The organism is Actinoplanes subtropicus, assembly GCF_000721705.1.
Taxonomy (GTDB): Bacteria; Actinomycetota; Actinomycetes; order Mycobacteriales; family Micromonosporaceae; genus Actinoplanes; species Actinoplanes subtropicus.
In genome coordinates, this window is record NZ_JOJL01000021.1 from 228,725 (window position 1) to 248,544 (window position 19,820).

A 19,820-nucleotide genomic window follows, 5' to 3' on the forward strand; every position below is an offset into this window, starting at 1 on the left:
CGGCGCGGTTACCATTGTGGACTTCGGGGAGGGAGGCCGGTGACAGGACCCGTATCGGATCCGTGGACGCTGGCCGTGCACGGCCGCGAGCGAGACGTCGATCGCGGCTTCGAGCCGTTCGGCGCGGCCGTGGTGATCTCGGCGCGGCGGGCGTTGACCTGCGCGCACGTGGTGGCCGGGCGGGAGTCGGTGTGGGTCTCGTTTCCGCGGGTCACCGGGCTGTGGAAGGTGCGGCAGCGGGTCGAGCGGATCGAGTACGACCCGGACGAGACGGCCATCGCGGACGTCGCCGTGCTGCACTTCGCCGAGGATCTGCCGGTCGCGGCCGAGCCGGCCCGGCTGCGCGCGCCCGAGCCGGGGGCGCTGCTCGGGCTGCGCTGGTGGGCGTTCGGGTTTCCGGCCAGCAGCCTGCCGCACGGCAACGAGGCGCAGGGCATCGTCGGGGCGCGGCTCGCGCACGGCTGGGTGCGGCTGGACACCGATTCGCCGTACCCGGTGGAGCCGGGTTTCAGCGGCGGCGGCCTCTGGGTGCCGGACTACGGCGTGGTCGGCATCGTCGGCCGGGCACGGCTGACCGGGGACCGGCGCGGGGACGCCCAGGCGCTCACCCTCGCGCAGGCCGACGTGTTCCTGCCGGGCGAGAAGCTGCGGGTGCTGGTCGACTGGCGGGCGGCGGACGCCGGGCCGATGGCGATGGCGTCCTGGGGCTGGGAGCTGGCCACCGACCGGGAGGCGGGCCGGCACTGGGTGCCGCGCGGGCGCGGGGTGACCACCGAGGCCGAGCGTGGGTACCGGTTCCGGGGGCGGACCGCGGCGCTGCGGCAGATTGTGGAGTGGCTGGACCGGCCGGAGCCCGATCGGCGGGTACTGGTGGTGACCGGGTCGCCGGGCGTGGGCAAGTCGGCGGTGCTGGGCCGGATCGTGACCACCGCGGACGAGAAGCTGCGCGCCCGGCTGCCGGCCGACGACCTGGCGGTGCGCGCGTCGCTGGGCTCGGTGGCGTGCGCGGTGCACGCCAAGGGCAAGACCGCGCTGGAGGTGGCCAAGGAGATCGCCACCGCGGCCTCGATCCCGCTACCGAGCGAGCCCGAGGAACTATCTACCGCTTTGTCCGAAAAAATCCGGACCAGGTTTAACATCGTGGTTGACGCCCTCGACGAGGCGGACACCGCCGACGAGGCCCGCCTGATCCTCACCAAGGTGGTCCTGCCGATCGTGCAGACGTGCGGCACGCTGGGCGCGCAGGTGGTGCTCGGCACCCGCCGCAACGATTCCCGGGGCGGCCTGCTGCCGCTGCTCAGTGGCGCCGCCGAGGTGATCGACCTGGACGAGAGCCGCTACTTCGAACTTCAAGACCTGCAGGCGTACGCGTCGGCCACGCTCCAGCTGATCGGCGACGAGCGCCCCGGCAACCCGTACGACCGGCAAGCGAAAGCCGACCCGGTGGCCCGCCGGATCGCCGAGCTCGCCCACGGGAATTTCCTGGTCGCCGGCCTGGAGGCACGCCGGCGGGGGATGTATGACGTCCAGGCCGCGCCCCCGTCGAGCGTCGTGCTGACCCCCTCGGTCGACGCGGCGCTGGATGCGTTCCTGACCCGCCTCTCCCCGGTCGGCGGGATGCCGGCCCGCGAGGTGCTGACCGCGCTGGCGTACGCCGAGGCGCCCGGCTGGACCACCGCGCTGTGGCGGGTCGCCGCGGAGGCGCTCGGCGGCCGGGTCAGCGAGCCGACGCTCGACCGGTTCGCCCGCTCGGCGGCGGCGAACTTCCTGGTGGAGACCTCGCAGGAGGGGCACGAGTCGGTGTTCCGGCTATTCCACCAGGCGCTCAACGACGCCCTGATGCGGCCGCGCGGCCAGGGCGGCGCCCGCGCCGACGAGCGCGCGCTGGCCGGGGCGTTCCTGGCGCTGGGCCGGGAGCACGGCTGGGAGGCGGCGCCGCCGTACCTGCTGCGGTCGCTGGCCGGGCACGCCGGGCGCGCGGGGCTGATCGACGAGTTGCTGGCCGACGACGACTACCTGCTGCACGCCGACCTGCTGCGGCTCATCCCGGCGGCGGCCGACGCCGGCTCGCCGGCCGGCCGGGAACGGGCCCACCTGCTGCGGCTCACCCCGCAGGCGGTCGCCGCGCCCGCGCCGGAGCGGGCCGCGCTGCTCAACGTCGTACAGGCGCTGCAGTTGATGCCGCCGACGATCAGCGACCCGCAGATGCCGTACCGGGCCCGCTGGGCGCACACCGCGCCACGGGTGGAGCACGCCGCGCTGGAGGGGCACACCGACTGGGTCAACGCGGTCTGCGCGGTGAAGGGCCTGCTCGCGTCGGCCGGCGACGACGGGACGATCCGGCTGTGGAGCCCGGCGACCGGTCACGAGCAGGCGGTGCTGACCGGCCACACCGGACCGGTGAACAGCATCTGCGCGGTCCGCGGCATGCTCGCCTCGGGCGGCAACGACGGCACGGTCCGGCTGTGGAACCCGGCGACCGGCCGCCAGCAGAAGCTGCTGCGCGCGCACACCGGCCCGGTCACCACGGTCTGCGCGATCAAGGGGCTGCTCGCCTCGGCGGGCGGCAACGTCGTCCGCATCTGGGATCCGGGGACGGGCCGCGAGGTGGCGACGCTGACCGGCCACACGGACTGGGTGAAGGCGGTGTGCCCGGTCCGGCTGCGTGGCCGGGATCTGCTGGTGACCGCAAGCAAAGACTTGACCGTACGCCTATGGCAGCCCGAGACCGGCACCCTGGAGACGATCCTCGAGGAGGACGCGGCCTGGATGACCACGCTGCGGTCGGTGACGGTGGACGGCCGCTCGCTGCTGGCCGCCTCCACGATCGACGGCACGGTGCGGCTGTGGGACCCGCTGACCGGTCGCGACCACGCGATCCTGCGCGGGCACACCGCCCCGGTGAACGCGGTCTGCATGGTCGGCGACCGGATCGCCACCGCCTCCAACGACACGACCGTACGGCTGTGGGACCCGAACGCAGGCCGGCCGGAGGCGATCCTCGAGGGGCACGCCGACTGGGTGAGCAGCGTGTGTGCGGTCGACGGGATGCTCGCCTCGGCCGGCGGCGACCGTACGGTGCGGCTGTGGGACCCGGCGACCGGCCACCGGCACCCGGACGCCGAGGCGCACGGCGACCGGGTGCGGGCCGTCTGCGCGGCCGGCGACGGCCTGGTCGCCTCGGCCGGCGACGACGGCACCGTGCGGCTGTGGGCCATGAGCGACGGACGGCGGCAGCGGGAACTGCGCGGGCACCACACCGGCGGGGTGAACGGGATGTGCACGGTCCCGGTCCGCGGCCAGTCCCGGCTGGCGTCGGCCGGGGACGACGGCACCGTACGGCTGTGGGACCCGCTCACCGGCCGCCAGCTGACCGTGCTGCGCGGGCACACCGCCCCGGTGCGTACGGTGGCCGCGGTGCTGACCAACGGGCGGGTGCTGCTCGCCTCGGCCGGCGACGACCGGACCGTACGGCTGTGGGACCCGGCCACCGGTCACCAGCAGAGCGTCCTCAAGGGCCACAACGGCGCGGTGTACGCGGTCTGCCCGGTCACCGTGGCCGGCCGGGTGATGCTCGCCTCCGGCGGCGACGACCGGACCGTCCACCTCTGGGACCTGGCCCCCGGCCGCCGCCCGCGGGTGCTGCCCGGCCACGACGGCGCGGTGCACGCCGTCTGCGCGGTCCGCGGGTTGCTCGCCTCGGCCGGGGACGATCTGACCGTACGGCTGTGGAACCCGGCGACCGGCCTGCAGGAGGGGACGCTGGACGGGCACACCGGGCCGGTGCACACGCTCGGCACGCTCGACGGCCGGCTCGTCTCGGCCGGCAACGACGGCACGGTGCGGCTCTGGGACACCCGGACCGGGCGGGCCACCACGATCCCGATCCACTTCCCGGTCGGCTCGTGCGCGCCGATCGACGGCGGGCTCGCCCTCGGGGTGACCGCGGGCCTGCTGGTTCTCGACCTCTCCTAAGGGGCCGGCTGCCGGTGGTGCTCCAGGATGCGGGAAAGTAGTTCCACGAACTGGTCGCGCTCGGCCGGGAGCAGCGGGGCGAGCAGATCGTCGTGCAGGTCGTCCAGGAGCTTGTCGAGCTGCCGCAGCTGCCGGCGGCCCTGGGCGGTGATCGTGACGACGTTGCGCCGGCGGTCCTCCGGGTCCGATGCCCGCTCCACGAAGCCGCGCTCGGCCAGTTCGTTGAGGACGCCGACCATGTCGCTGCGGTAGATGCCGGTGCGCCGGCTCAGCGCGGCCTGGCTCGCCGGACCGTACTCCTGCAACGAGGCGAGCACGGCGTAGTGCCACCGGCGTGCGTCGGCCTTGGCCAGCCCCTCGGTCATCAGCCGGTCCGACTGCGCGGCCACGAACGACAGCAGACGGCTGGCGCGCCGGCGCAGCCTCTCCGGCGTCTTGATCCCGCCGTCGTCGGGCATGTCCGTGGCTTCGGCTCGGCTGGTCATGACGCCGATCATACCCCGTTGCGTTAGTCGGACTAACGATGTACGTTCGTTCTCGTCATAAACGTTCGAGCTATAAACGTTTTACGTACGAACGAATTGGGAGGTCATCGTGATTACCACGACCCATGCCTTCGGTACCGCGCTCATCGGCCAGACCGAGAAGGCACTCAACGCGATCCTGGACCGGCAACTGGCCGGAACCGGCATCACCGAGCCCCAGTGGGTGACCCTCACGCTGACCGTGGCCGGCGGCGGGGCCGTCGACCGGGCCGAGCTCATCCACCGGGTCGCCGGCGCCACCCGGCTCAGCCCGGCCGCGGTGGCCGGCCGCATCGCCGAGCTGACCGCCGCGGGATTCCTGCGCGACGGCGGCGACGGCCACGTCCGGGTCACCGACGAGGGGCAGGCTCGCTGGACGGGGGTCCGCAACGCGATCGGCCCGATCACCCAGGGACTGTGGGGCGACCTGCCGGCCGAGGACCTGGCCACCGCGGGCCGCGTCCTGGGCATCGTGCTGGACCGGGCCCAGGCGCTGCTGGTCGCCTAATCCAGCACGACGACCGGGGTGCCGGGGCCGATGTGGTCGAGCAGCGTGCGCTGGCCGTCGCGCGGCACCCGGACACAGCCGTTGGAGACGCTGCGGCCGAACGCGGACGCGCTGTGCCAGCTGTGGATGCCGGTGTGCGCGTCGCGGAGGCCGGGCGCGACCGCGGCCCGATCGTCCGGCACCGCGCCGAGGACCAGCGCGTCCAGTCCACCGTAGACGCTGCCCTCGGTGGCGGTGCGGCCCAGGACGAAGGTGCGCCCCAGTGGGGTCGGTGTCCGGGGGCTGCCGGTCGCTACCGTCCAGCTTCCCCGGCGTACGCCATCGTGCAGCCAGGCCAGCTCGTGGCGCGAGATTCGGACGACGAGCTGGTCGCGCAGCGACCGCGACTGCCACCCGGCGGCCGGCAGCCAGCCGATCCGCCGGTTGACCGAGGGCAGCAGGACGGCGACCCAGCCCGGTCGCCGCTCGACGATCGGCACGGTGACCGGGACGCCGAGAATGGCCGGCGGGAGGAAGGCCCGCGGGTTGCCGCCGGGAGCGTCGTAGAGCGGCAGCCGTCCGGACGCGTGCAGGCCCTCGGTGACCGGCGTGATGTCGGCCCGGCCGGGGTCGACGGGAAACCCGCCGGGCACCCGCCGGTAGCTGATCGTCGGGAGGTCCTTGGACGCCGGCCTGGCCATCGGGACCTGGACAGCGGGCTTCGCCCCCATCTGCGCGACGGCGGGCGGCGCCGGGGGCGGCGGCTGCGCCATCGCCTCGCTCAGGCCCTGGATCAGGAAGAACGACAGCGCCAGCACGCACACCGGCACTGTGCGGCGGGTACGGGCCAGGCTCACTCGGACACAGTAGATGGCGGTGTGGGGTGTTGTGGGCGTTTTGCGATGATTTAAGCCCGAGCGGCGAGAGCGTCGACCGCGGCGGCGACGGCCTCGGGGTTACTGATCATCGCGAGGTGCCGGGCGCCGGGGATGAGCGTGGGTGCCGGGGCGCCGATGGTCTGGGCGGTCTTCATCGGGCTGTCGGCGCTGAACACGGTGTCCTGGGCGCCGAAGACGACCGCCTTGGGCAGCGGCAGCCGGCCGAGCTGGGCGAGGCGCTGCGGTGGCAGGCCGGGCACGCCCTGGTTGAGCAGTGCCCAGACGGCGGCCTCGGCGCCGGCGACCTGGAACGGGCGACGCCAGGCGTCCACCCCGGCGGCGTCCAGCCGGGGGCAGGCCGGGCCGCACTGCTTCTCGTACACGGTGCGGATCGGCCAGTCCGAGCGCAGGAGCAGGCGCAGCAGGGTGACGCGGCACGGGGGAATGACCAGGCGGCTCAGCGGGGTGCGTTCCCCGGCGCCGGTGGCCAGCGCGTCGCCGTCGAGCAGTAACAGACCGCCGACCTGATCGGGAGCGCGCAGCGTCGCCTCGGCGGCGATGGCGGCACCGCTGGAGTGGGCGACCAGCACCGGCCTGGTCAGGTGTAGCGCCTCGAGGTAGGCGAGCAGTTGGCGTACCTGGTCGTCGAGGGTGTAGTGGCCGTGGCGCTGGGTGTATCCGAAACCGGCCAGGTCCAGTGCGTAGACCCGGTGGGTGCGCGCGAGGAGCTGGGCCGTGGGCTGCCAGGTGTCGGCGGACTCGAAGGCGCCGTGCACCAGCACGATCGCACTGCCCGTGGTGCCCCAGGACCGCGAGCGGGTCAGGTAGTCGCCGGTGCGCACGAAGGCCAGCCCGGCGGGCGGCGCACGGCGCCCGGCCGTGCCGGCGTTGTAGATCCAGCAGAACGCGGTCGTGACGAGAAAGATCACCCCCACCGTGAGCGCGAGGCGCCGCGCCCAGCGGCGGGCGAATCCGGTCGCCCGCCGCCGCGGCGGAAGCGTTCGAACAGCCTCGGTCACGACCAGAGGCTAGCGATCATCACCTGTGGCCGGGCTGTGGACGGCGGCACCCGCACTTGCCCGGCGACACCGAGCGGACATCGCCGATGACCGCGGCCAAGCCCGGCCTGCCCATCGACCCGGCCTTGCCCCAATACGGAACCTCGGCCCGGTGGACGAGACAACGGTGGGTGACCGCCTCGTTGGCTGCCGGGGCAACGGCGCACGCTCATGCCGATGTGCGGGCGTCCGGCCGCCTACCGCGGCTGGCCGGCCGAACGCGACCACAGCTCCCTTTCCCCGCGGCTTTGCTCTGCTCACCTATACGCACCGAAATCGAGCGGGCGTTCGATTTCGGTGCGTATAGGTGGGCAGAGCAAAGGCAGGCGGACGTGTCCGGACTCCGCGGCCACATGGGCGCGACGCCGCTGCACGCGGCCCGCGTCGGCGAGGTCACCGCGGTGCTGCTGAGCTATGGCGCCTCGCTGGACGCGCGCGACGGGGAAGGCCGGACCCCGCTGCACAACGCCCGCGTGGTTCGCGGCAAACCAGCGCCGGCCACCCGACCGAGGCCGCTGGAACAGGCGGCGCGACGATTCGGCTACCGCGGTCAGATCTCGTCGATCAGGTCGGCTACCGAGTTGATGATGCGGGACGGGCGGAACGGGTAGCGCTCCGCCTCCTCCCGCGTGCTGATGCCGGTCAGCACGAGGATCGTCTCCAACCCGGCCTCCAGCCCGCACAACACGTCCGTGTCCATCCGGTCGCCGATCATTGCGGTGCTCTCGCTGTGGGCCTCGATGGTGTTCAGCGCGGAGCGCATCATCATCGGGTTGGGCTTGCCGACGAAGTACGGGTCCACGCCGGTCGCCTTCGAGATCATCGCCGCCACCGAGCCGGCCGCCGGCAGCGCGCCCTCGTTGGACGGGCCGGTCGCGTCCGGGTTGGTGCAGATGAAGCGGGCGCCGCCGTCGATCAGGCGGATCGCCTTGGTGATCGCCTCGAAGCTGTAGGTTCGGGTCTCGCCGAGGACCACGTAATCCGGGTCGAACTCGGTCAGCACGTAACCGGCCGCGTGCATGGCCGTCGTCAGACCAGCTTCGCCGATCACGTACGCCGTGCCGCCCGGCCGCTGGTCGGCGAGGAACTGGGCGGTCGCCAGCGCGGCCGTCCAGATCGACTGCTCGGGCACGTCGAAGCCCATCCGGTTGAGCCGGGCCTGCAGGTCGCGCGGCGTGTAGATCGAGTTGTTGGTCAGGACGAGGAAGGGCTTGCCGGACGCTTTCATCCGGTTGACGAACTCGGGCGCGCCGGGGACCGGCTCGCCCTCGTGGACGAGCACCCCGTCCATGTCGGTGAGCCAGCTCTCGATCGCCTTACGCTCGGTCATGACACTCCTCGTCGCTGGGGGGCGGGGCAGCAGCCGCTCGGGCAGTCGTCCCAGATCGGGAGCGTACCGAGTCGCCGGCGGGGCTGCCCGGCGGTGCGCTCCTGGACCAGTTCGCGGATCATCGTGACGAAGCGGGGGTCGGTCCCGGGGGTCGCCGCGCGGGCGTAGGCCAGGCCCAGCCCCGAGGCAGTCTCGGCGGCCTCGTTGTCGAGATCCCAGATCACCTCGAGGTGGTCGGAGACGAAACCGATCGGGCTGACCACCACATCGGTGACGCCCTCCTTGGCGATCGCCTCCAGATGGTCGTTGACGTCCGGCTCGAGCCACGGCACCTGCGGCGGCCCGGAGCGGCTCTGCCAGACCAGGTCCCACGGCAGGTCGGCGGCGGCCGCGGCGGCGACCAGGCCGGCCGTCTCGGTGAGCTGCGCGGTGTATCGCCCGCCCTCGGGCCCGGCCGTCTCGGCCATCGTCACCGGGATGGAATGCGCCGTGAAGACCAGCCGGGTGGTTCGCCGCCGGCTCCGATCAAGAGCATCGAGAGCATGGCGTACGGCGGTGACATGCGGTTCGACGAACCCGGGATGGTCGTGGAACTGCCGCAGCTTGTCGATCACCGGAGCGCCGGGGCCGACCTTCGCCCGGGCGCGCGCGATGTCCTCCCAGTACTGCCTGCAGGACGAATAGCCGCCGTACGCGCTGGTGGCGAAGCCCAGGGCGCGGGTGACCCCGTCGTCCCGCATTTGCGCCACGGTGTCCTCGAGCATCGGGTACCAGTTCCGGTTGCCCCAGTACGTCGGCAGGTCGATGCCGTTCGACGCGAAGTCGGCGTCCACCGCGGCCAGCAGGTCGCGGCACTGCTGGTTGATCGGCGACACGCCCCCGAAGTGCAGGTAGTGCTCGGCGACCGCGGCCAGCCGCTCCTCGGGGACGCCGCGCCCGCGCACCACGTTGCGCAGGAACGGCATCACATCGTCGGGTTTCTCGGGGCCACCGAAGGACAGCAGGACGAACGCGTCGTAGACCACCCGCCCATCTTTCCCCATCCAACCACCCCGCCCGCCACCCGAGGCCGGGCTGAAGGCCATCCCCTCACGTGCCGACCGCGTGGAAGCCCCCGTCGACGTGGACCACCTCACCGGAGGTGGCCGGGAACCAGTCGGAGAGCAGAGCACACACGGCCCGCGCGGCCGGCTCGGCGTCGTCCAGGTCCCAGCCCAGCGGGGACCGCTCGACCCACGCCTTCTCGAACTGCTCGAAGCCGGGGATCGACTTGGCCGCCATCGTGCGCAGCGGGCCGGCCGAGACCAGGTTGCTGCGGATGCCCTTGGGACCGAGGTGCAGCGCCAGATAGCGGGACGCCGACTCGAGGCCGGCCTTGGCCACGCCCATCCAGTCGTACACCGGCCAGGCCAGGGTGGCGTCGAAGGTCAGCCCGACGATGCTGCCTCCCCTCGGCATCAGCGGCAGGCAGGCGGCGGCCAGCGACTTGTACGAGTAGGTGGAGACCTGCAGCGCCTTGGACACGTCGGCCCAGCCGGCGTTGAGGAACTCGCCGCCGAGCACCGCCTGCGGGCCGAACGCGATCGAGTGCACCACGCCCTCGAGGCCGTCCACGTGCTCGCGGACCCGGTCCGGCAGCGACGCCAGGTGCGCCTCGTCGGTGACGTCGAGCTCGATCACCGGCGCCTTCTCCGGCAGCCGCTTGGCGATCCGCTCGACCAGGGACATCCGGCCGAAGCCGGTCAGCACGACCTCGGCGCCGTTCTCCTGGGCCACCTTGGCCACCGAGAAGGCGATCGAGGCGTCGGTGATGACGCCGGTGACCAGCAGCCGCTTACCGGCCAATAATCCAGACACGGACCTACGCTCCTATGGAAATAAAGCTCAATGCCCCATGCCGAGGCCGCCGTCGACCGGGATCACCGCGCCGTTGATGTACGCGGCGGCGTCGGACGCCAGGAACGTCACCGTGGCCGCCACCTCGTCCGGGCTGGCCAGCCGGCCGGCGGGGACGGCCTTGATGATCTCCGCCCGGCGGTCGTCGGACAAGACCGCGGTCATCTCCGTGTCGATGAATCCGGGCGCCACCACGTTCGCGGTGATGTTGCGGCTGCCCAGCTCACGAGTAATGCTGCGGGCCATCCCGACCAGGCCGGCCTTGCTCGCGGCATAGTTCACCTGACCGGGTCCGCCGTACAGGCCGACGACGGACGAGATGAAGATGATGCGGCCCCACTTCGCGCGCAGCATCTTCGAGCTGGCCCGCTTGGCGACCCGGAACGAGCCCTTGAGGTTCGTGTCGACGACCCGCTCGAACTGCTCCTCGCTCATCCGCAGCAGCAGCGTGTCGTCGGTGATCCCGGCGTTCGCCACCAGCACCTCGACCGGGCCCAGCTCCTGCTCGATCTGCGTGAAGGCGGCGTCGACGGCGGCCGGGTCGGTGATGTCGCACTGGACGCCGTACAGGCCCTCGGGCGCGCCGCTGCCGCGGTGCGTCACCGCGACCCGGTCCCCGTTCTTCGCGAACGCCTGGGCGATCGCCAGGCCGATCCCCCGGTTGCCGCCAGTCACCAATACCGTGCGAGCCACGACGAAACGCTCCTCATACCCAGGTAGGGGGTGCCAATTGGCACCGTGGGGTCACGACGGCACGGCAATACCGCCGTAACCTGCCCGGGTGGAGACTATCCGCCCCGCGACTAGGCGCAATGCGACGGGGCCGCTGCGCCGGCTCCTGCTGACGGCGGAGTGGCCGCGCCCCGCGCCGAGGCGACGGATCTGGGTGTACGCGGCGCCGGTCGCGCTGCTGGCGTTGGTCGGCCTCGGTGTGGCGGCCGGCGAGTACCTGATGGACAACCGCGTCCTGCCGTTGATCGTGATCTGGATCCTCGCGGTCGGCTCGGTGCTCCCGGTCGCGGTGTGCGTCCGCTGGCCGGTGCTGGCCTGGCGGCTCGGGTTCCTGATGCAGTTCCTCGGCGTGATCAACGTTGGCCCCAAGGAGGCCTGGCCGTGGAACGCGGTGCAGATCTTCGGCTTCCTCGTCATCCTGGGCCGGTTCGCGGTGACGCAGGACTCGGCGGTCACCACCTGGGCGACCCTTCTCAGCCTGGCGCCGGTCTTCCTGTTCGCCAAGGGCGCGAACGCGGGCGGCGCGGCGGTGCTGCTGGTGGCGATCGCCGCGCTTGGCAACATCTTCTACCGCCGCCGGCACACCCGTGAGCTGGTCGCCGAGCAGGAGGAGCTCACCGAGCTGGAACGGGCCAAGCGCGCCGTCCTGGAGGAACGGGCGCAGATCGCCCGGGAGATGCACGACGTGGTGGCCCACCACATGTCGATGATCGCCGTACGCGCGGAGACCGCACCCTTCCGGGTGACCGACCTGCCCGAGTCGGCCCGGGAGGAGCTGGCCGGCATCGCGACGGCGGCCCGCGACGCGCTGACCGACATGCGCCGGCTGCTCGGGGTGCTGCGGGCCGAGAACGGCGAGGCGCCCACCGCCCCGCAGCCCGGCCTGGCCGACCTGGACGGGCTGGTGGCGACCGCGCAGACCGCGGGCGTCGACGTCACGCTGACCGCCGGCGGGCTGGGGGCCGTACCGGAGACGGTCGGGCTCGCGGCGTACCGGATCCTGCAGGAAGCCCTCGCCAACGCCGCGCGGCACGCGCCCGGCGGCTCGGTCACCATCGACGCTCGCGGCCTTTCCGACCGCCTGGAGCTGGAGGTACGCAATCGGCGCACCGGGGCGGAGACGCCCGGCGGCGGGCATGGTCTGATCGGGATGCGCGAACGGGCGGCGCTGCTCGGCGGGACGCTGACCGCCGGGCCGGACCGGTTCGACTTCGTGGTGCGGGCGACGTTGCCGTTCGGAGGGGCCGACAAGGAATGATCAAGGTGTTGATCGCGGACGACCAGGCGATGGTCCGCGAGGGGTTCGGCGCGCTGCTGGCCGCTCAGCCCGACATGCTGGTGGTGGGCGACGCGCCGGACGGTGCGACCGCGGTGGCCCGGTCCCGCTCGCTCGGCCCGGACATCGTGCTGATGGACATCCGGATGCCGGTGATGGACGGCCTCGAGGCGACCCGGCGGCTGGCCGGCGGCCCGAAGATCCTCATCCTCACCACCTTCGACCTCGACGACTACGTGTACGAGGCGCTGCGGGCCGGGGCGAGCGGCTTCCTGCTCAAGGACGCCCCGGCCGCCGACCTGATCAACGCGGTCCGGGTGGTGGCGGCCGGCGAGGCCCTGCTCGCCCCCTCGGTGACCCGCCGGCTGATCGCCGAGTTCGCCACCCGGACGCATGGCGACCGGCCCCGCCCGGCCGCGCTGAACGCGCTGACCCCGCGGGAGACCGACGTGCTGCGGCTGATCGCCCGCGGACTGTCCAATCAGGAGATCGCGGCCGAGCTGGTGGTGGCCGAGCAGACGGTGAAGAGCCACGTCGGCCGGATCCTCACCAAGTTCGACCTCCGCGACCGCGCCCAGGCCGTGGTTTTCGCGTACGAGACGGGGCTTGTCATACCGGGGTAGGGGCTCGGATTGAGCTCTGTAGGGTGTCGCTCCGTGGGATTTCGTGGCTGGAGCGTTCGGGCCATGCGAATCCTCCCGATCTTCGTCGCCCTGGCCCTGCTCCTGCCCGTCCCGACCACGCCGGTGGTCTCCGCGCCGGAGAAGGTGACCCATCTCGCCGCGTTCACCGAGGCGTACCGCGAGACGGCGGTGCGGATGCTGGCCATCGGCTGCCCGTACGCGACGTGGGCCGCGCAGGGCCGGCACTTCCTGTTCTTCGACCCGCACGGCGACGGGGAGACCGCCGAGGTGTTCGGCGACCTCAACACGGCCTCCCGGATCGCGATCCTGGTGCCCGGCGTCGCCACCACGCTGGTCGACTTCGACCGCGGGCTGGGCGGGGTGGCCCGGCGCGCCCCCGGCGTCCAGGGCCGCACGCTCTACCAGCAGCTCAGCAAGCGGGACCGGGACGTGGCGGTGATCTCCTGGCTCGGCTACGACCCGCCGGAGGGCCTCGGGCTGGCCGCCGCCACCGAGGGCCGGGCCCAGGCCGGGGCCAGGCGGCTGGTCACCTTCGTCCGGGACGTGCTGCGGCAGCGGCCGGACGCCACGGTCACGCTGATCGGGCACAGCTACGGCTCGCTGGTGGTCGGGCTGGCCGCCCGCGACCTGCCCGAGGTGCCCGACGTGATCGCACTCGGCTCCCCCGGCATGGGCGTCAGCCACGCCGCCGACCTGGGCGGGGCGCACATCTGGTCGGCGCTCGCCCCGCACGACTGGATCCGCCGGCTGCCGCAGGTGCGGGTGCTGGGGCTGGGGCTGGGCCGCCGGCCCTCCTCCGCCGGATTCGGGGCCACGGCGCTGCCCACCGACGGTGTCGCCGGTCACGACTACTACCTCGTCGAGGGCAGCGCCACCCTCCGCGCGGTCACCGACGTCGTCCTCTCGGGTGGTACTCGCCACGAGGCGGCCACCCGCGTTTCTTAACCGGCGCTTAAGAGGTACAGTTTCGGACGGCTCGAAATCCACCGATGACGTTGTCGGCCAAGGAAATTCGGGCCCCCGGGCATCGGCCGCCGACGAGATGTCGGCTTTGACCTACGGAGGTGATCGCTGTGCGAGATAGCGATCCTCCTAGTCGTGGCCGGGCCCTCGTCAGCGCGCCTGACCGCTGACGTCCTTCCCGCCTCGCATCCCCCGGCCCGCCGCCGCAGTCGGCGTGGCCGGCTCGAGTCGTGTGCGCCGCGACCACGGGATGCGACGGCGCCGGCCGCGACGTGAACCTGAGCGCCTTTCCTGGCCAGTTCACCTGAGCGGAGTCCGCAATGAAGAACTTCGTCGCGCCCATGACCTTCACGATCGCCGCCGCCTGGGTGGTCATCCTGTTCGTGTTGGTGCACAGCAACGCGTGACCGTGCGCCCGCGGGCGCACGGCCCTAACCTAAGGCCTGCTGTCACGGCAGGCGGGACGTCCAGATCAGACTGAGGCCCGCCGCCATCAGACCGAACAGCAGCGCCGCCCCGGCGTACCACTGCGTCACCTCGCGCGGCTCGACCCGGTGCCCGATCGAGCTGCCCATGTCCTCGTACACCTTCTTGAGCTCGCTGACCGAGGCCGCCTCGTAGAAGTAGCCCTTGGTGTTCTCGGCGAGCTGCTGCAGCGACAGCCGGTCGACCGGCACCCGCTGCAGGTTGCCGCGGATGTCCACCACGCCGGTGTCGGTGCCGAACGCGATCGTCGACACCGGCACGTTGGCCTGCGACGCCGCGGTCGCCGCGTCCTCGATCGAGCGGCCCGAGGTGCGGTAGCCGTCGGAGAGCAGCACTATCCGGGCCGGGGGCGCGCCGTTCGCGCCGTCGGCCGGGACCGAGCGGATCGCGTCCAGCGACGTGAACACCGCCTCGCCCGTCGCGGTCGCCTCGGCCAGCGTCAGCCCGTCGATGCCGGCGATCACCGCGTTGCGGTCCTTGGTCGGCGAGACCAGCACGTTCGCCGATTTCGCGAACGAGACCAGACCCAGGTTGTACGTCGGGGGCAGCTCGTTCACGAACGCCTTGGCCGCCTCCTGCGCCGCCTCGATCCGGGTCGGCTGCACATCGTCGGCCTCCATCGACAGCGACACGTCGATCGCCAGCATGACGGTGGCCCGCTCGAGCGGCTCCTTCTTGTCGACCGACGGCCGGGCCATCGCCGCGCCCAGGATCAGCAGCGCCAGCAGCAGCGCGGTCGCCGACACGTGCCGGCGCCAGCCCAGCCCCTTCGGCGCGATCGCGCGCAGCAGATTGACGTTGGTGAAGCGCATCGCGTACGTACGGCGGCGGAACTGCCGCCACACGTAGACGCCGGCCAGCGCGATGACCGGCAGCAGGGAAAGCAGCCAGGCCGGTTGCAGGAAGCGGATCATCGGGTGGTCCCCCGGGTGCGTGCGTGTCGCTGGGCGGCCACGAATCGGACCATGTCCAGCAGCCAGTCGGTGTCGGTGCGCAGGCGCAGGTGCGCGGCGCCGGCCGCGCGCAGGGTACGGGCGATCTCGCCGCGCTGCTCGGCCGCCGCCTCGGCGTAGCGGCTGCGCAGCTTGGCGTCGGAGGTCTGCACCTCGTGCAGCTCGCCGGTCTCCGGGTCGGCGAGGGCGAGCACGCCCACATCCGGAAGCTCCAGCTCCCGGGGGTCGACGACCTCGATGGCGAGCACGTCGTGCCGCACGCCGAGCTTGCGCAGCGGGCGGGCCCAGCCGTCGACCGGCGCCAGGAAGTCGGAGATGACCGCGGCCACCCCTCGCCGGCGCGGCGGCCGGTTGAGCATGTCGATCAGCTCGCCGAGGTCGGCGCGGCCGGGCCGGACCTCGGTCCGGGCGATCGACCGGAGCAGTCCCTGCGCCTCCTTCCGGCCCGGGCGGGCCGGCAGCCGGACCATCGGCGGGGTGGCGGGTTCGGCGTTTCGCTTGCGCCCCCTTGCCGGTACGCCGGAGCCGGTGCCGACCACGGCGCCGATCCGGTTGCCGCCGCGCACGGTCAGGTGCGCCATCGCGGTGGCGGCGGCGATCACCAGATCGCGTTTGAGCCAGTTCGCGGTGCCGAAGTCGAGGCTGGCCGACAGGTCGACGGCGAGCCAGGTCTCCAGCTCCCGGTCGGCGACGGTCTGCCGGACGTGCGGCAGCGTGGTACGCGCCGTGACCGGCCAGTCCATCCGGCGCACGTCGTCGCCGGGGCGGTACTCCCGCGACTCCCCCGCCTCGCTGCCCGGCCCCGGCAGCAGGCCCACGTAGTCACCCTGGAGCAGGCCGTCGAGCTTGCGGGTCACGAGCAACTGCAGGCGCCCGAGCACGGCCTCGGCCCGGGCCGCCCCCTCGATCGCGCCGCCCCCGGCCTCCAGCCCGGCCACCCCCGGCCCGGCCACCCCCGGCCCGGCCACCCCCGGCCCGGCCACCCCCGGCCCGGCCACGCCCGGCCCCAGGGACGGCACGGAGAACCCGCGGGTCGGCTCTAGTGCTGGCCCGGCCATGCGGCACCTGTCTGCGGGCCCGCGCCGACCGGCTGGGCGCCGTTCGGCGAGGCGCCCTGGCGGGACGCCACCGACGGCATCGGGACGCTCTGCATGATCCGGGCGACGATGTGGTCGGCCGGGATGTCGTCGGCCAGCGCGTCGTAGCTGAGCACCAGCCGGTGGCGCAGGATGTCGGGCGCGATGTCCTGCAGGTCCTGCGGGAGCGCGTAGTCGCGGCCGCGGAGCAGGGCCAGGGCCCGGGTGGCCCGGACGATGCCGAGCGAGGCGCGAGGGCTGGCGCCGTACTGGATCAGCTGGGCCACGTCGGGCATGCCGTGCTGGGCCGGGGCGCGGGTGGCCAGCACCAGCCGGACCGTGTAGTCGACCAGCGCGTTGTGCACGAACACCTGGTCGGCCCGGCGCTGCAGGCCGAGCAGGTCCTCCGGGGTGAAGACCTGCTTGGGCTCGGGCGCGCTGACTCCCATCCGGTAGACGATCTCACGTTCCTCGGCGTCGGTCGGATACCCGACGAGGATCTTCATGAGGAACCGGTCGCGCTGGGCCTCGGGGAGCGGGTAGACCCCCTCCTGCTCGATCGGGTTCTGCGTCGCCATCACCAGGAACGGGTCGGGCACCTCGTGGGTCTGCCCGCCGATCGACACCTGGTGCTCGGCCATCACCTCGAGCAGGGCGGACTGCACCTTGGCCGGGGCCCGGTTGATCTCGTCGGCCAGCAGGAAGTTGACGAACACCGGGCCGAGCTCGACGTCGAACTTCTCCGACGTCTGCCGGTAGATGCGGGTGCCGACGATGTCGGCCGGCACCAGGTCGGGGGTGAACTGGACGCGCGAGAACGTGCCCCCGACGACCTTGGCCAGGGTCTCGACGGCCAAGGTCTTCGCGACGCCGGGGACGCCCTCAAGCAGGCAGTGGCCGCGGGCGAGCAGCGCCACGAACATCCGCTCGACCATCCTGTCCTGGCCGACGATGACGCGCTTCACCTCGAACATGGCCCGCTCGAGCTGGGTCGCGTCGTGTGCGGGAGGCACCGGGGCGCCCCCGGAACTCGGCTCGTTCTCGGGCGTGAGCGGCTGGGCCACCGGTCCTCCACAGCGGTCGGCATGCAGGGCTATGACGAACAAGACTTACACGACCCACCTGAAAGCGCGCTCGGTGTCCCCGCATTAACGCGCTGCCGGTGGCCACCGCCATGGTCCAGTCGTGTCGATCTTTCTGCGCGATACGCCGGAACGGGCACCCAAGGCGGGAGGATGCGCGTTCAGCCAGACCGTGTAACATCGTCCCCGTCGCCGGGCGACTTCCCCCGTGGTCGCCCGGCGGCGACGCTTCAGGCGCCCCCTGTCCGCGAAAAGCGCGGACAGGGGGCGCTTTGCATATCTGCTCCGGGGGCCGAGCCCCCGGAAACCCCACGAGCGCGGGCTGGGCTGAGCGGGGAACTATCGTTGCTGGGTGGTTGAGGAGCTTGAACCCCGGTGTTCCGCCAAGGGGTGTCGTGCGGGCGCTGTGTGGGCGCTGCGGTGGAACAACCCGAAGCTGCACACTCCCGACTATCGCAAGACGTGGCTCGCGTGCGATGAGCACCGGGAATCCCTCGGGAGTTTTCTCGAGCTGCGGGGTTTCCTGCGCGAAGTGACGGCTTTCCCCGGGATCTCTTAGGCTTCACCTGTGACTCCGCCGCCGCATGTCGACGCTCTCACGCCCTGGCCCGCGACGGTCGCCTGGCGGCCGGTGTCGCCGAAGCTGATCACAGTGGAGCTGATCGCCCGGAGCATCGTGGTGCTGGTGCTGCTCGCCGGCCTCGGGGTGGGCTGGGCGCTCGCGCCGTACTGGCTGTGGCCGGCCGGGATGGCGCTGGTCGTCGTGTACGCGATCTGGCGGTCGATCGTCACGTTCCGGGCCGTGCGCGCCTGGGGCTACGCCGAGCGCGACCAGGACCTGCTGGTCAAGCACGGCCTGCTGATCCGGCGGCTGTCCATCGTCCCGTACGCGCGGATGCAGTTCGTCGACGTCACCGCGGGCCCGCTCGAACGCGCGTTCGGCCTGGCCACCGTGCAGCTGCACACCGCCGCGGCGGCCAGCGACGCCAAGGTGCCCGGCCTGCCGCCCGAGGAGGCGGCCCGGCTGCGCGACCGGCTCACCGCCCTCGGCGAGGACCGGGCCGAGGGCCTGTGACCACCACCCCCGGGGACATCGGCGAGCCGAGACGGCGGCTGCATCCGCTCAGCCCGCTGCTGCACGGCGCCAAGAGCATCGCGGTGGTCGTCGCAGCACTGTCCTGGAACACCCTGCAGGAGGTCGGGCTCGGCCGGTTCGCGCTGGTCGTGACCGTGCTGGCGCTCGGCGTCGTGGTCCTCTCGGTGGTCAACTGGCTGACCACCGGCTACCACGTGGTCGGCCGCGAGCTGCGCATCTCCGACGGGCTGCTCTGGCGGCGCAACCGGGCCATCCCGCTGGAACGCCTGCAGGCCGTCGAGCTGCGCCGGCCCCTGCTCGCCCAGCTCACCGGGCTCGCCGAGCTGCGCCTCGAGGTGGTCGGCGGGCACAAGACCGAGGCGCCGCTGGCGTATCTGACGGTCCGGGACGCGGCCGCCCTCCGGGAGCGCCTGCTGGCGCTGGCCGGGCGTACGACCGGGACGGCGCAACCGGACGCCGGGCCGCGGGTCGCCCCGCCCACCCTGGAACAACCCCTGGTCCGCGTCTCGAACCGCGACCTGGTGACCAGCCAGCTGCTCACCCCGCAGGCGTTCTTCCTGCCGGTCGGCGTCGCGTTCGTGGTGATCCAGTTCGTGGTGGAGGCCGAGTGGACCTTCATCGGGATCGCCAGCACGTTCACCGCGATGGCCGGCGTGCTGCTGCACCCGGCCCGGCGGATCCTGCAGGACTGGGACTTCCGGCTGGCCCGCGACCCGGGCGGGCGGCTGGTGGTGCGCTTCGGGCTGCTGGAGACCCGCAGCCAGGTCGTGCCGCCGCACCGGGTGCAGTCGATCGGGCTGACCTGGCCGCTGCTCTGGCGCGCGCAGAAGTGGCTGCACCTGCGGCTGGACATCGCCGGGTACGCCGGGGAACACGGCTCGGACAGCAAGCAGTCGGACCGGCTGCTGCCGGTGGGCGACTTCGGCACCGCCCGGGCGCTGGTCTGGGACGTGCTGCCGGGCGTCGACCTGACCACGCTGGCCACCTCGCCGCCGCCGGCCCGGGCCCGCTGGCTGCACCCGTTCGCGCTGCGCTACATGGGCGTGGGGCTCACCCCGGAGGTGTTCGTCTCCCGGTGGGGGCTGCTGACCCGGGAGATGACCCTGGTGCCCTACGCCCGGCTGCAGAGCGTACGGGTGGTGCAGGGGCCGGTGCAGCGGCTGCTCGGGCTGGCCACGGTGCACGCCGACACGGCCGGCGGCCGCTCCGGCGAGGCCCGCGATCGGGACCTCGCCGAGGCGTGGGCGCTGGCCGAGCAGCTCGCCGTCCGGGCCCGGCACGCTCGGCGGCCAGCCCCGCCGCCCGTGGCATCGGTACCGCCGCTCACGCCGGTCACGTGGCAGCGGCCTCACAGACCCTAAGCT

The 19,820-nt window shown here is 72.8% G+C and carries 18 protein-coding genes; 8 read left to right on the forward strand and 10 right to left on the reverse strand.

Annotated elements, in window-relative coordinates:
* Positions 1–39 precede the first annotated feature (39 nt).
* Positions 40–3,975 carry a trypsin-like peptidase domain-containing protein gene (locus IH26_RS0128350; protein WP_030439295.1) on the forward strand — a complete coding sequence of 1,312 codons (3,936 nt, stop codon included), beginning with the start codon at positions 40–42 and terminating at the stop codon, positions 3,973–3,975.
* Here the strand turns inward: IH26_RS0128350 and IH26_RS0128355 are convergent.
* Positions 3,972–4,460 carry a MarR family winged helix-turn-helix transcriptional regulator gene (locus IH26_RS0128355; RefSeq protein ID WP_030439296.1) on the reverse strand — a complete coding sequence of 163 codons (489 nt, stop codon included), beginning with the start codon at positions 4,458–4,460 and terminating at the stop codon, positions 3,972–3,974. The genes IH26_RS0128350 and IH26_RS0128355 overlap by 4 nt on opposite strands.
* Before the next feature lie 109 nt (positions 4,461–4,569).
* Between IH26_RS0128355 and IH26_RS0128360 the strand changes: the two genes are divergently transcribed.
* The gene (locus IH26_RS0128360) at positions 4,570–5,007 is read left to right on the forward strand and encodes a MarR family winged helix-turn-helix transcriptional regulator (RefSeq protein ID WP_030439297.1); all 438 of its coding nucleotides are present in this window, start codon (positions 4,570–4,572) and stop codon (positions 5,005–5,007) included.
* On the opposite strand, the gene IH26_RS0128365 is transcribed toward IH26_RS0128360, so the two are convergent.
* Both IH26_RS0128365 and IH26_RS0128370 read right to left on the reverse strand, forming a co-directional pair.
* A complete protein-coding gene (locus tag IH26_RS0128365; RefSeq protein ID WP_245665578.1) occupies positions 5,004–5,843 on the reverse strand; it encodes a L,D-transpeptidase in 840 nt (279 codons plus the stop codon). The genes IH26_RS0128360 and IH26_RS0128365 overlap by 4 nt on opposite strands.
* A 50-nt stretch (positions 5,844–5,893) precedes the next feature.
* Positions 5,894–6,883: an alpha/beta fold hydrolase gene (locus IH26_RS0128370; RefSeq protein WP_030439299.1), complete on the reverse strand. Its 990-nt coding sequence runs from the start codon at positions 6,881–6,883 to the stop codon at positions 5,894–5,896.
* A gap of 371 nt (positions 6,884–7,254) precedes the next feature.
* Between IH26_RS0128370 and IH26_RS62285 the strand changes: the two genes are divergently transcribed.
* A complete protein-coding gene (locus tag IH26_RS62285; protein ID WP_211268765.1) occupies positions 7,255–7,533 on the forward strand; it encodes an ankyrin repeat domain-containing protein in 279 nt (92 codons plus the stop codon).
* Here the strand turns inward: IH26_RS62285 and IH26_RS0128380 are convergent.
* From IH26_RS0128380 to IH26_RS0128395, 4 genes are all read right to left on the reverse strand, one after another.
* Positions 7,473–8,306, reverse strand: a complete 834-nt coding sequence (locus IH26_RS0128380) for an HAD-IIA family hydrolase (RefSeq protein WP_425394406.1) — start codon at positions 8,304–8,306, stop codon at positions 7,473–7,475. The two genes, IH26_RS62285 and IH26_RS0128380, sit on opposite strands and share 61 nt — an antisense overlap.
* Entirely contained in the window at positions 8,249–9,277 is a 1,029-nt protein-coding gene (locus IH26_RS0128385; RefSeq protein ID WP_030439302.1) for a ferrochelatase, read from the reverse strand. Before IH26_RS0128385 ends, IH26_RS0128380 begins: the two co-directional genes overlap by 58 nt.
* A gap of 64 nt (positions 9,278–9,341) precedes the next feature.
* Positions 9,342–10,109, reverse strand: coding sequence for an enoyl-ACP reductase FabI (fabI, locus tag IH26_RS0128390; RefSeq protein WP_030439303.1), 768 nt, complete (start codon positions 10,107–10,109; stop codon positions 9,342–9,344).
* Positions 10,110–10,136: 27 nt separating this feature from the next.
* A complete protein-coding gene (locus tag IH26_RS0128395; protein WP_030439304.1) occupies positions 10,137–10,841 on the reverse strand; it encodes a beta-ketoacyl-ACP reductase in 705 nt (234 codons plus the stop codon).
* An 88-nt stretch (positions 10,842–10,929) separates the two neighbouring features.
* Here IH26_RS0128395 and IH26_RS0128400 point away from each other — a divergent pair, with 88 nt between their 5' ends.
* From IH26_RS0128400 to IH26_RS0128410, 3 genes are all read left to right on the forward strand, one after another.
* Positions 10,930–12,138 carry a sensor histidine kinase gene (locus IH26_RS0128400; RefSeq protein ID WP_245665580.1) on the forward strand — a complete coding sequence of 403 codons (1,209 nt, stop codon included), beginning with the start codon at positions 10,930–10,932 and terminating at the stop codon, positions 12,136–12,138.
* Positions 12,135–12,779 (forward strand): response regulator, encoded by a 645-nt coding sequence (locus IH26_RS0128405; RefSeq protein WP_030439306.1) that lies wholly within the window; start codon positions 12,135–12,137, stop codon positions 12,777–12,779. Before IH26_RS0128400 ends, IH26_RS0128405 begins: the two co-directional genes overlap by 4 nt.
* Before the next feature lie 63 nt (positions 12,780–12,842).
* Positions 12,843–13,745: an alpha/beta hydrolase gene (locus tag IH26_RS0128410; protein WP_030439307.1), complete on the forward strand. Its 903-nt coding sequence runs from the start codon at positions 12,843–12,845 to the stop codon at positions 13,743–13,745.
* A gap of 467 nt (positions 13,746–14,212) precedes the next feature.
* Here IH26_RS0128410 and IH26_RS0128420 read toward each other — a convergent pair whose 3' ends face one another.
* Genes IH26_RS0128420 through IH26_RS0128430 form a run of 3 tightly spaced genes read right to left on the reverse strand, consistent with a single transcriptional unit; the run spans position 14,213 to position 17,342 of the window.
* Positions 14,213–15,163 carry a VWA domain-containing protein gene (locus IH26_RS0128420; protein ID WP_030439308.1) on the reverse strand — a complete coding sequence of 317 codons (951 nt, stop codon included), beginning with the start codon at positions 15,161–15,163 and terminating at the stop codon, positions 14,213–14,215.
* Entirely contained in the window at positions 15,160–16,260 is a 1,101-nt protein-coding gene (locus IH26_RS0128425) for a DUF58 domain-containing protein (protein ID WP_245665582.1), read from the reverse strand. The genes IH26_RS0128420 and IH26_RS0128425 overlap by 4 nt, the downstream gene beginning before the upstream one ends.
* Positions 16,242–17,342: an AAA family ATPase gene (locus IH26_RS0128430; protein ID WP_030439310.1), complete on the reverse strand. Its 1,101-nt coding sequence runs from the start codon at positions 17,340–17,342 to the stop codon at positions 16,242–16,244. Before IH26_RS0128430 ends, IH26_RS0128425 begins: the two co-directional genes overlap by 19 nt.
* 586 nt (positions 17,343–17,928) lie before the next feature.
* On the opposite strand from IH26_RS0128430, the gene IH26_RS0128435 reads away from it, so the two are divergent.
* Together IH26_RS0128435 and IH26_RS0128440 are read left to right on the forward strand one after the other, a co-directional pair.
* Positions 17,929–18,435 (forward strand): PH domain-containing protein, encoded by a 507-nt coding sequence (locus IH26_RS0128435; RefSeq protein ID WP_030439311.1) that lies wholly within the window; start codon positions 17,929–17,931, stop codon positions 18,433–18,435.
* Positions 18,432–19,817 (forward strand): PH domain-containing protein, encoded by a 1,386-nt coding sequence (locus IH26_RS0128440; RefSeq protein WP_051808602.1) that lies wholly within the window; start codon positions 18,432–18,434, stop codon positions 19,815–19,817. The genes IH26_RS0128435 and IH26_RS0128440 overlap by 4 nt, the downstream gene beginning before the upstream one ends.
* Positions 19,818–19,820 lie beyond the last annotated feature (3 nt).

Bases quoted from the DNA above. Each gene is read 5' to 3' on its own strand.
- IH26_RS0128405 (WP_030439306.1), top strand. From the start codon at position 12,135: ATGATCAAGGTGTTGATCGCGGACGACCAGGCGATGGTCCGCGAGGGG.
- IH26_RS0128425 (WP_245665582.1), bottom strand. From the start codon at position 16,260: ATGGCCGGGCCAGCACTAGAGCCGACCCGCGGGTTCTCCGTGCCGTCC.
- IH26_RS0128355 (WP_030439296.1), bottom strand. From the start codon at position 4,460: ATGACCAGCCGAGCCGAAGCCACGGACATGCCCGACGACGGCGGGATC.
- IH26_RS0128420 (WP_030439308.1), bottom strand. From the start codon at position 15,163: ATGATCCGCTTCCTGCAACCGGCCTGGCTGCTTTCCCTGCTGCCGGTC.
- IH26_RS0128410 (WP_030439307.1), top strand. From the start codon at position 12,843: ATGCGAATCCTCCCGATCTTCGTCGCCCTGGCCCTGCTCCTGCCCGTC.